We start from the raw sequence: 10,473 nt of genomic DNA on the forward strand, positions 1-10,473 counted from the left end.
ATGGAACCCGACAACGACAGCACCTACCTCCTCGAAGGCGACAACAGCGCCTACGCCTCGGCGTCGGGCCTGGTGGTCCCCGTCGTGACCCGCAGCGGCGAGGAGCCGGGCAACACCGGCCAGTCGGCCGGCGCCACCCGCATCAGCGGCGTCAGCATCCAGCACACCCCGGCCACCAAGCTCTGGTTCGGCCAGGTGCACAACGACGCCGGGTTCCGCTCGGTCCCCCACCACCACGGTGAGGCCGAGACCGGCGGCTTCGTGCTCTCGGGCCGCGCCCGCATCTACTTCGGCGAGCGCTACGAGGACTACATCGACTTCTCCGAGGGCGACTGGGTCTTCGTGCCGCCGTTCATGCCCCACATCGAGTGCAACCTCGATCGCAACAAGCCGCTGAAGTGGATGACCTGCCGCACCCCGGAGAACCTCGTGGTGAACCTGCCCGAGGTGCCCGACGAGGAGCTCCTGGACTGGGTGAGCCGGCCGTGACCGATCCGCGCGACCTGACCTCGGAGATCTTCTCCGACGCCGTCACCCTCACACCCGTCGAGCCGAAGGTCTTCGACGCCGCCTTCGTCGCCACCACCCAGCCGTGCCCGTGGCCCAAGGCCTACGGCGGCGACCTGGTGGCCGCCGCGGCAGCGGCCGCGATGCGCACCGTCGAGGACGGCAAGCAGCTGCACTCGATGCACTCCTACTTCATGCGCCCCGCAGACATCGGCGGCGACGTGCGCTACGAGGTGGAGATCCTGCGCAACGGCCGCGGCTACAGCACCCGCCAGGTCCGGGCCTTCGCCAGCGACGACGACGGCAGCAAGCCGCTGTACGTCTCCCTGGCCGGCTTCGCCCAGGGTGAGCCCAGCGCCAGCTACCTCGCTGAGATGCCGGCCGGACTGCCGGGTCCCGACGACGTCCCCAGCTCTGCGGACTACCTGGCCTCGCGCGACGGCGGCACGATGACACCCACGTCGAAGGCGTACTGGTCCGGCGGGCGCAGCTTCGACATGCGGCACGTGCCGGGCCCGGTGTACCTCACCATCGACGGCGAGGCCGCGCCCCACCAGGCGATCTGGGTGCGTCCCTTCGACGCCCTGCGCCCGGTCGAGGGGCTCAGCGACGAGCAGCGCGACGTCGCGGCGCTCGCCTACGTGTGCGACTACACGATCCTCGAGCCCGCCCTGCGCGTGCTCGGGCTCCCGTGGGCACAGGAGGGGCTGGTCACCGCGAGCCTGGACCACGCCATGTGGTTCCACCGCCCCCAGCCGTTCACCACCGACGGCTGGCTCCTCTACGCCCAGGAGGCCCTCGCCGCCGACCACGGCCGCGGTGTCGGCCTCGGCCGGTTCTTCGCTCCCGACGGCACCCATCTGGCGACCGTGGTGCAAGAAGGGATGATCCGCGACCTCCAAGCAGGCCGAGGATGACCACGCCCACCGGGTCCTCCGCCGGCTCGGCACCCGAGGCCGGGTTCGCGCCCAGCGGCTACGAGGACACCTTCGCCCGTGACCACCTGCCCCCGGCCGACCAGTGGCCGGTGCTGGAGTTCACCACGCCCGACCTCCAGTACCCCGAGCGCCTCAACGCCGCCACCGAGCTCATCGACGAGCCGGCGGCCCGATGGCCGGACCGGGTGGCGCTCCGGACGCCGTCCGGTGAGGCCTGGACCTATGCCGAGCTGCTCGCCACGGCCAACAAGGTGGCCCAGGTGCTCACCGACGACCTCGGCCTGGCGACCGGCAATCGCGTCCTGTTGCGCGCCCCCAACAATCCCTGGGCAGTGGCGGCGTGGCTCGGCATCCTCAAGGCCGGCGGCGTCGCCGCGGTGACCTTCTCCGCACTGCGCGCCCGGGAGCTGCGCCCGATCGTGGAGAAGTCCCAGCCCACGATCGCGCTCGTAGACCATCGGTTCACCGACGACGTCGAGGCCCTGCAGGCCGACCTGGCTCCCGATCTGGTGATCGTGCCCGTCGGCGGCGACACCGACGACGACCTCGTGGCGCGCACCGCGACCAAGGACGGGCGGTTCGCCAACGTCGACACGGCCGCCGACGACGTCGCGCTGTTCTGCCCGACCTCGGGCAGCACCGGCGAGCCGAAGATCTGCACCCACTTCCACCGCGACATCGCCTCGATCGACCACACCTTCGGCCGCCCGGTCCTGCAGCTCGGGCCCGACGACGTCGTCTCGTGCACCGCACCGTTCGCGTTCACCTTCGGGCTGGGGATGCTGGTGGTCTTCCCGCTGCGCGCCGGCGCGTGCGGGTTCCTCACCGAGGCCGTCACCCCGCTCGACCTGGCCGACCTGGTCGCCGAGCACGGCATCACCGTCCTCGCGACGGCGCCCACGGCGTACAAGCAGATCCTGGGCGGCGGCAAGATCTCCAAGCTCTCCGGGCTGCGCGCCGCGGTGAGCGCCGGCGAGCACATCCCGGCCCAGACGTGGGAGCGGATCCACGACGAGCTCGGCCTGAAGATCATCGACGGCATCGGGGCCACCGAGCTCCTCCACATCTTCATCTCCGCCGCGGGCGACGACATCCGTCCCGGCTCGACCGGTCGGCCGGTGCCCGGCATCCGCGCGACGGTGCTCGACCCCGACGGTGACGAGGTGCCCCCCGGCGTGGAGGGCCGGCTCGCGATCCGCGGCCCGATCGGGTGCCGCTACCTGGCCGACGAGCGCCAGCGGGCCTACGTCGTCAACGGCTGGAACGTCACCGGCGACACCTTCTCCCGCGACGAGGACGGCTACTTCTACTACGCCGCCCGCACCGACAACATGATCGTCTCCTCCGGCTACAACATCGGCGGGCCGGAGGTGGAGGCCGCGATCGACGAGCACCCCGACGTCGTGGAGTCGATCGTGATCGCCAAGCCCGACCCCGACCGCGGCTCGATCGTGTGCGCTTTCGTCGTGCTGCGCGAGGGCGTCGACGGCGACGCCGAGAAGGTCAAGGAGATCCAGGACCTCGTGAAGCAGACCCTCGCGCCGTACAAGTACCCCCGCGAGGTCCGCTTCATCGACGCCCTTCCCCGCAACACCAGCGGCAAGCTCCAGCACTTCGCCCTCCGCAAGCTGGTCGAGGCCGAAGCCACCGACACGACGAGAGGTGCACGATGAGGATCGCGATCGCAGGCGGCGGCCCTGGAGGCCTCTACTTCGCCGCCCTGATGAAGGGCCTGGACCCCAGCCACGAGGTCACGGTGTGGGAGCGCAACGCGCCCGACGACACCTTCGGCTTCGGGGTCGTATTCTCCGACGAGACCCTCGGCAGCATCGAGGGCGCCGACCCCGTCGTCCACGACAAGATGGAGAGCCGGTTCGCCCGCTGGACCGACATCGACATCGAGCTCTCCGACGACCGCACCGGCGAACGGCACGAGTTCACCGTCGGCGGCCAGGGCTTCGCGGCCATGCGCCGCCAGGAGCTGCTGGCGATGCTGCAAGAGCGCGTCGCCGAGCTCGGCGTCACCGTGCACTACTCCACCGAGGCGCCCGACGTCGACCAGCTGCGCGCCGAGTACGACCTGGTGCTCGGCGCCGACGGCCTCGGCTCGGCGATCCGCACCAAGTACGCCGACGTGTTCCAGCCGACCCTCGACCGCCGCCCCAACAAATACATCTGGTTCGGCACCGACCTGGTCTTCGAGGCCTTCCAGTTCTTCGTCAAGCAGACGGAGTGGGGCACCATGCAGATCCACGGCTACCCCTACTCCGAGGAGGGCTCGACGTTCATCGTCGAGATGCACGAGGACGTCTGGCGTGCCGCCGGCCTCGACAAGACCGAGCACGACGACTTCCCGCCCGGAGTCTCCGACGAGTACGCCGTGGAGCGGATGCGCGAGATCTGGGCCACCGAGCTGCAGGGCCACGAGATCCTCACCAACAACTCCAAGTGGATCAACTTCCACACCGTCCGCAACGAGCGCTGGTACGACGGCAACGTCGTCCTCGTCGGCGACGCCGCGCACACCGCGCACTTCTCGATCGGCTCGGGCACCAAGCTGGCCATGGAGGACGCCCTCGCCCTGGCGGCCTGCCTGCACGAGCACCCCACCATCGAGGCGGCGCTGGCGGCCTACCAGGACGAGCGCAAGCCGGTCGTCGAGTCGACCCAGCGGGCCGCGCAGGCCTCGCTGGAGTGGTTCGAGAACATCGGCATGTACGCCGACCAGGACCCCACCGAGTTCTGCTTCAACCTGCTCACCCGCTCGCGCCGGATCACCTTCGCCAACCTCGCCGAGCGCGACCGGGAGTTCGCCGACCGGATCGAGTCCGACTTCGCCGCCCAGCAGGGTGGAGAGCAGTCGCCCGCGATGTTCCAACCGGTCACGATCGGCGGCCTGGAGCTGAAGAACCGGGTCGTCGTGGCGCCGATGGACATGTACTCCGCCGAGGACGGCCTGGCCAACGACTTCCACCTGACCCACCTGGGGTCCAAGGCGCTCGGCGGCGCGGGGCTGGTGATGACCGAGATGGTCTGCATCTCCCCCGAGGCGCGGATCACCCTGGGCTGCACTGGACTGTGGAACGACGAGCAGACCGCCGCCTACCGTCGGATCACCGACTTCGTCCACGACCGGACCACCGCCAAGATCGGCGTCCAGCTCGGCCACTCCGGCCGCAAGGGGTCCACGAAGCTGATGTGGGAGGGCATCGACGAGCCGCTGCCCGAGGGCAACTGGGAGGTCATCGGACCCTCCGCGATCCCCTACGGACCCGACTGCCACGTGCCGCGCGAGGCGACCCGCGCCGATCTGGACGCCGTCGTCGCCGACTTCGTCGCCTCCGCCCGTCGTGCCGTCGAGGCCGGTTTCGACCTGATCGAGGTGCACGCGGCCCACGGCTACTTGCTCAGCTCCTTCCTCTCCCCCATCTCCAACCGGCGCACCGACGAGTACGGCGGGTCGCTGGAGAACCGGCTCCGCTTCCCGCTCGAGGTGTTCGACGCCGTCCGGGCAGCGGTGCCCGAGGGCTTCCCGCTCTCGGTGCGGATCTCCGCGCACGACTGGATCGAGGACGGCAACACCGACGACGACGCGGTGCTCATCGCCGAGGCCTTCGTCGAGCACGGCGCCGACGCCGTCCACGTGTCGTCGGGGCAGATCGCCAAGGAGGAGACCCCCGCCTTCGGCCGGTCCTACCAGACGCCGTTCGCCGACAAGATCCGCGCCAAGGTGGCGGCGTCGGCGGGAGCAAAGGTGATCGCGGTGGGTGCGATCTCCTCCTACGACGACGTCAACTCCATCCTGCTCGCCGGCCGCGCCGACCTGTGCGCGCTGGGCCGCACCCACCTCTACGACCCGCAGTGGACCCTCCACGCCGCGGCCGAGCAGGAGTGGACCGGCGCGGGCGCCGACTGGCCCGACCCGTTCGCCGCCGGGCGCCGCAAGCCCCCGAGCGCGCGCACCGACAAGATCCCCCCGCGCCTGCAGCTGCTGCGGGAGGGCGAGAGCGGCACCGAGCACGTGCGGTGGCGCCCGGGCGCGACGTCGTGAGCGGACCGAGCGGCGTCCATCGCGGCACGGTGGCGTGGATCGACACCGACGCCGCCGGCATCTACCACCACACCACGGTGGCCCGGTACGCCGAGGCCGCCGAGGCCCAGCTGATGGAGTCGGCCGGGTTGCGGGAGGTCTACTTCCCGGTCGCGCCCCGGGTCCGCTACGAGGTCGACTACCGCGCCCCGCTGCGGTTCGGTGACGACGTCACCGCCACGGTCACGCTGGCCCGGCTCGGCACGTCCTCGATGACCTTCGAGTTCGAGGTCGTCGGCGGCGACGGCACCACGTCGTGGACGGCGGCCTCCGGTCGCTACGTCACGGTGCACCTGCCCGGCGGCCATGTCGACGGGGCGGCCGCGGTGCCGTGGCCCGAGGAGTGGCGGGCCGCCCTGGAGTCCTCGGCCGCGGGGCGCCCGGCACAATGATCCGCGTGTCCTCCGCTCGCTCGCGCACCGTGCTGGTGGGCTTCCTCGGCGCGATCGTGCGCGAGCAGGGCGGGTGGATGCCGATCGCGGCCGCGGTCGAGCTGCTCGAGCAGTTCGGCCTCGACGAGTCGTCGGTGCGCACCGGCGTCTTCCGGCTCAAGAAGCGCGGCTGGCTGGCCTCCGAGACCGTCCAGGGCGTCCGGGGGTACCGGCTCACGCCGCACGCGCTCGACGTCCTCGCCGCGGGCGACGAGGTGATCTGGCACCTGCGCACCCCGGCCGACCTCGCCGACGGGTGGTGCGTCGTCAGCGTCTCCGTGCCGGAGTCCGCACGAGCCAAACGCCAGCAGCTCCGCTCGCACCTGGCCTCGCTGGGCTTCGGCAATGTCGGCACCGCGGTCTGGATCGCGCCGGCCCGGCAGCTCGCGGCCGCCGAGCGCGCGATCGAGGAGCTGGAGCTGGTCAACCACTGCGCGGTGTTCGTCGGCCGGTACGCCTTCGGCCAGGACCTCGAGTCGATCCTGCGCCGGTCCTGGGATCTCTCGGGCCTGGAGAAGTCCTACCGCGACTTCCTCGAGCGCTACCAGGCGCTGGACGCCTCGCTCGCGGCGTCGTCTGACGTCGCGCCCCTGGAGGGGCGCGAGGCCTTCGTGACCTATCTGGGGGTCATCGAGGACTGGCGACGGCTGCCGTTCCGCGACCCCGGTCTCCCCCGCGACCTCCTCGGCCCCGACTGGCCGGCCGCCGAGGCGGGTGCGCTGTTCGAGCGGCTCGTCTCCCGGCTGGCCGGCCCCGCGCTCGCCCACTCCGCGCGACTGTGGCCCACCCCAGCGGCCTGACCCTTCCCGGAGCGGCTGACAGGCTCTACGGTCAGCACCCGAGGAGGAGCCATGTCTGAGGAACCGGTGCCGGCTGGCGAGCCGATGCTCGCGACCCCCGTCGCGGCCGCGGCACTCTCCGACGCCGAACTGCTGGCGGTCACCTGCGAACGGGTGCGCCGGCGTCTGCCCCGGATCACCCGCGACGTGGTGCGCACGATCCAGACGACCGAACCCGCCTACGGCGATCCGGCGAGCGCGCCGACGAACCTGGAGCCGATGGTCCGCACGATGATCCTCGATGGCCTGCGCACGCTGTCCGAGCCCGAGCACGAGGACGCCTCCGCGCTCAACGCCCGCTCCATGGGACAACGACGGGCCGAGGAGCACCACCCCCTCGACGCCTTGATGCGCGCCTACCGGATCGGCGCCGAGGCACTGTGGAACGCACTCATGGCCGAAGCCGTGGTCCACGACCCCGGCGGCGTACGGACCGCCTCCTTCCTCGCCGCCCGGTTCTGGAAGATGGTGGGCCGCGACCTCCAGATCCTCGCCGAGTCCTATCGCACGACCCGCGAGGACCTCGACGTGCGTCCCGAGCAGCGACGCCGGGCGCAGCTGGAGGAGCTGCTGTCGGGCAGCGACCCGGATCGAGCCCCGGCCGTCGCGGCCGCCCTCGGACTTCCCAGCTCCGGGCGCTTCGTGGTGGCGGCGGTGCGGAGCCCTGGAGGCCGCGCCGTCCCTGCCCCACCGCCGGACGGGGTCGTGGCCCTCGGTCTTCCGCAGAGCTTCGGCCGACTGGTGGTGGCCTGGCTCGGACCCGTGTCCGAGCGCACGATCGGGTCCTGGCTCGGATCCCCCGAAGTCCGCGTCGGGATCGGCCCGGTGGTCGACGCCGTCGGCGAGCTCCATCGGTCCCGCTACCTCGCCGAGGTCGCCCTGCGCAGCACTGCCGGTGGCGAGGTCGCGCACTTCGGGCAGGTGCTCCCTCAGGCCCTCGCGCTCGAAGCCCCGCTGGTCGGTGGCGAGATCGCCGACCTGGTGCTCGGGCCGCTGGACTCGCTGCCCGACGACGAGCGTGAGCTGCTGCTGGACACCTTCCGGGCGTGGGTCGAGCTCGGCGGCCAGGCCCGCGCGGTCGGCGAACACCTCGACGTCCACCGCAACACCGTCCAGAACCGGCTGCGCCGCCTCGGCGAATTGACCGGGCGCGACCTCGCCCGGCCGGCCGACCTGGTCGACCTGGTGCTCGCCGAGGCCGCCGAGAAGGCGCGCTGATCGATCCGCCTGTGTAGGCACACACTCCCCCGGCATCGGCGTTGTGCTGGAGCACGGTCGGCCGTTCTGGGGCCCCGATCCGCGTCATCGTCTTCTCGTCCCGGTTCGACCGGATCCCGGGACGGACCGCACACACGACGCGCGATCCGCAAGGAACGGCCTCCTACCTCGAGGTCGCCCTCGGGCCGCGGGAGAGGCAACCACCCATGTCACACTCACCGAAGCCGCGCCGGCGGCACCGGATCGCAGCGCTGACCGCGCTGAGCCTGGCCGCCGTCACCTTCGCAGCCACCGGCGCCCAGTCCCTGGCGCAGGCAGCCCCGGGCTCGGGTCCGAGCGCCGGCTCCTCCGCCGACGCCGACCAGGGCGGCAACGCCTACGGCAAGTGGCGCCAGGCGAAGTCGCCCGAGGCCCGCGCCGACATCCTGATCCAGGACCCGAACGCCGAGGCCGAGGTGCTCGACACCCTCACCGGACCGCGGATCGCCACCGACAGCGCCAACCTGCGTGCGATCGCGAACAAGTACGGCCTCGACGTCGCCGACGTCCGTGACCGGATGCAGCAGCTCGCGCCGATCGTCAAGGGCCTCAAGCCTGGTCGGCCCGGCGTCGCCAATCGCAACGGGATGAGCATCACCAAGGTCGCCAAGGCCAAGCCCGACGAGTGCTTCCGCGAGATCGGCGAGCCGGGCCCGCGGCCGACGCCCAACGCCAACGGCCAGTGCAAGGCCGGCTACCAGCCGCGCACCAACCACAACTACCCGTTCGGCGCCACCCGCTCCGGCGACTACGTGTACTTCGGTACGTGGTCGAGCCCGATGGGCGGCAGTGGCCCGATCCTGGGCGGCGTCGACCCGTTCCAGAACAAGAACTTCGTCTATGAGGGCGCGCGCGGCCTCAACGCCGACTCCCTCGGCGCGTCGTGGGGCGACTACCGCCCGCCGATGGCGTACCGGATCAACGCCGACACCGGCAAGACCGAGGACCTGACCCCCAGCGCCGCCGAAGCTCCCGCGCTTCAGCGCACGGTCGGTCTGCGCGGCCAGGGCGCGCTCGACGACGTCGTCCTGCTCGGCGGCCCGATGATCAACCCGGACACCGGCGGCCTCAGCGGCCTCGGCATGTTCGCCTTCGAGGGCAGCACCGGCAAGTTCCTCGGCGAGAAGGTCTTCCCCGAGTACGTCAACATGCGCCACGGCGTCGAGATCCAGGGCGACCTGTACTTCGGCGTCCGGATGTCCGGTGGACACACCGGCGCCGGCGGTGCGGTGATCAAGTGGACCGGCAGCAAGGCGGACCCGTTCAAGTTCGAGATCGTCGCCCAGGGCCTGGAGTCCGAGCCGTCCTACATCACCGAGCACAACGACACGATCGTCACCTCCGGCTGGACCAGCTCGACCCCCGCCATGGCGGTCGGCAACGGCGCCGCCATCTACCAGAGCCCGAAGATCCCCAAGGGCGGCCTGACGGCGAAGACCAACGACCCGTCGAACTGGAAGACCATCTTCACGATGGACGAGTACGAGCCCGACCCGGTGATCTCGCGCGCCATGCAGTTCGGTGACATCGCCAGCTTCAAGGGCAAGCTGATGATCTCGACCTACATGATGCCGTCGTACACCACGCTGAACGCCTTCTCCTACTACGGCAAGCCCGAGAGCGAGATCGAGCGCCTCTCCTGGTTCCTCAACGCCGACCGCGCCACCAGCGTGATGTCGTTGTCCAACGTCGGCAAGAAGAACCAGAAGGTCGACCTGCTCTACGGCGACTACAAGTCCCCGGTCTTCGACGAGTCGAGCCGCACCTGGAACCTCGAGGTGAACAACCTCGGCCAGCGCCCGAAGATGGGCCCGTCCGGCTTCGGCAACCCCTACAACTACTACTCGTGGCAGTGGACGAAGTTCCAGGGCAAGCTCTACCTCGGCACCATGGACGGCTCGACCCTGATGAACGACTGGATCGACGCCGCGACGGGCACCAAGCAGCTCAACCTCTCGCCGCTGACCATCGACCTGCTCCGCCCGGTCCTCTCCGGCATCCACCACACCCTGCGCGGCGGCGACGTCTACACGATGAACACCCCGAAGTCCCGCGCGGTCCCGTTCGACCTGCACGGCTTCGGCAACCGCCTCTCCCACGGCGTCCGCGGCTGGGTCCCGTTCGAGGACAAGGGCAAGCTGTTCGCCGGCTCGGCCACCTTCGTGAACCTGCTGACCACCGGCCCGAACGCGGGTGGTTGGGAGTTCAACTCCATCCAGGGTCGCCGCTGATCGCGGTACCCGGTCAACACAGCGGCCCCGAGGCGAACCCTCGGGGCCGCTGCTGTGTGCTCGCCAACTCCCGCCGGAGGTCGAGCAAGCGAGCGTCGCTCCCGCCGGAGGTTGAGACGCTTCTATGGGTTGTCAAGCCATTGTGGTGGCGAGGTGTCGGTAGATCTCGCGGGCGATGTA

8 protein-coding genes are annotated in these 10,473 nt (G+C 70.8%); all 8 read left to right on the plus strand.

The window, feature by feature from the left end; all coding sequences use genetic code 11:
• The 8 genes from WMR31_RS17260 (at position 1) to WMR31_RS17295 (ending at position 10,293) form a co-directional block, all read left to right on the plus strand.
• Positions 1-489: a cupin domain-containing protein gene (locus WMR31_RS17260; protein ID WP_340540114.1), complete on the plus strand. Its 489-nt coding sequence runs from the start codon at positions 1-3 to the stop codon at positions 487-489.
• Positions 486-1,424: an acyl-CoA thioesterase gene (locus WMR31_RS17265; RefSeq protein ID WP_340540115.1), complete on the plus strand. Its 939-nt coding sequence runs from the start codon at positions 486-488 to the stop codon at positions 1,422-1,424. Before WMR31_RS17260 ends, WMR31_RS17265 begins: the two co-directional genes overlap by 4 nt.
• Complete coding sequence (locus WMR31_RS17270; RefSeq protein ID WP_340540116.1) at positions 1,421-3,118, plus strand: AMP-binding protein; 1,698 nt, start codon at positions 1,421-1,423, stop codon at positions 3,116-3,118. The genes WMR31_RS17265 and WMR31_RS17270 overlap by 4 nt, the downstream gene beginning before the upstream one ends.
• On the plus strand, positions 3,115-5,496 hold the full coding sequence (locus WMR31_RS17275; RefSeq protein WP_340540117.1) for a bifunctional salicylyl-CoA 5-hydroxylase/oxidoreductase: 2,382 nt from the start codon (positions 3,115-3,117) through the stop codon (positions 5,494-5,496). The genes WMR31_RS17270 and WMR31_RS17275 overlap by 4 nt, the downstream gene beginning before the upstream one ends.
• Positions 5,493-5,927 (plus strand): acyl-CoA thioesterase, encoded by a 435-nt coding sequence (locus WMR31_RS17280; RefSeq protein ID WP_340540118.1) that lies wholly within the window; start codon positions 5,493-5,495, stop codon positions 5,925-5,927. The genes WMR31_RS17275 and WMR31_RS17280 overlap by 4 nt, the downstream gene beginning before the upstream one ends.
• Positions 5,928-5,932: 5 nt before the next feature.
• A complete protein-coding gene (locus WMR31_RS17285; protein WP_340540119.1) occupies positions 5,933-6,766 on the plus strand; it encodes a PaaX family transcriptional regulator in 834 nt (277 codons plus the stop codon).
• A gap of 51 nt (positions 6,767-6,817) precedes the next feature.
• On the plus strand, positions 6,818-8,023 hold the full coding sequence (locus WMR31_RS17290; RefSeq protein ID WP_340540120.1) for a PucR family transcriptional regulator: 1,206 nt from the start codon (positions 6,818-6,820) through the stop codon (positions 8,021-8,023).
• Positions 8,024-8,229: 206 nt separating this feature from the next.
• Positions 8,230-10,293 carry a hypothetical protein gene (locus WMR31_RS17295; protein WP_340540121.1) on the plus strand — a complete coding sequence of 688 codons (2,064 nt, stop codon included), beginning with the start codon at positions 8,230-8,232 and terminating at the stop codon, positions 10,291-10,293.
• Positions 10,294-10,473 lie beyond the last annotated feature (180 nt).

This window comes from Nocardioides epinepheli, assembly GCF_037936805.1.
GTDB lineage: Bacteria > Actinomycetota > Actinomycetes > Propionibacteriales > Nocardioidaceae > Nocardioides.

Excerpts from the sequence above, each read along its gene's own strand:
- WMR31_RS17260 (WP_340540114.1), top strand. The coding sequence starts at position 1 with ATGGAACCCGACAACGACAGCACCTACCTCCTCGAAGGCGACAACAGC.
- WMR31_RS17270 (WP_340540116.1), top strand. The coding sequence starts at position 1,421 with ATGACCACGCCCACCGGGTCCTCCGCCGGCTCGGCACCCGAGGCCGGG.
- WMR31_RS17275 (WP_340540117.1), top strand. The coding sequence starts at position 3,115 with ATGAGGATCGCGATCGCAGGCGGCGGCCCTGGAGGCCTCTACTTCGCC.
- WMR31_RS17290 (WP_340540120.1), top strand. The coding sequence starts at position 6,818 with ATGTCTGAGGAACCGGTGCCGGCTGGCGAGCCGATGCTCGCGACCCCC.
- WMR31_RS17295 (WP_340540121.1), top strand. The coding sequence starts at position 8,230 with ATGTCACACTCACCGAAGCCGCGCCGGCGGCACCGGATCGCAGCGCTG.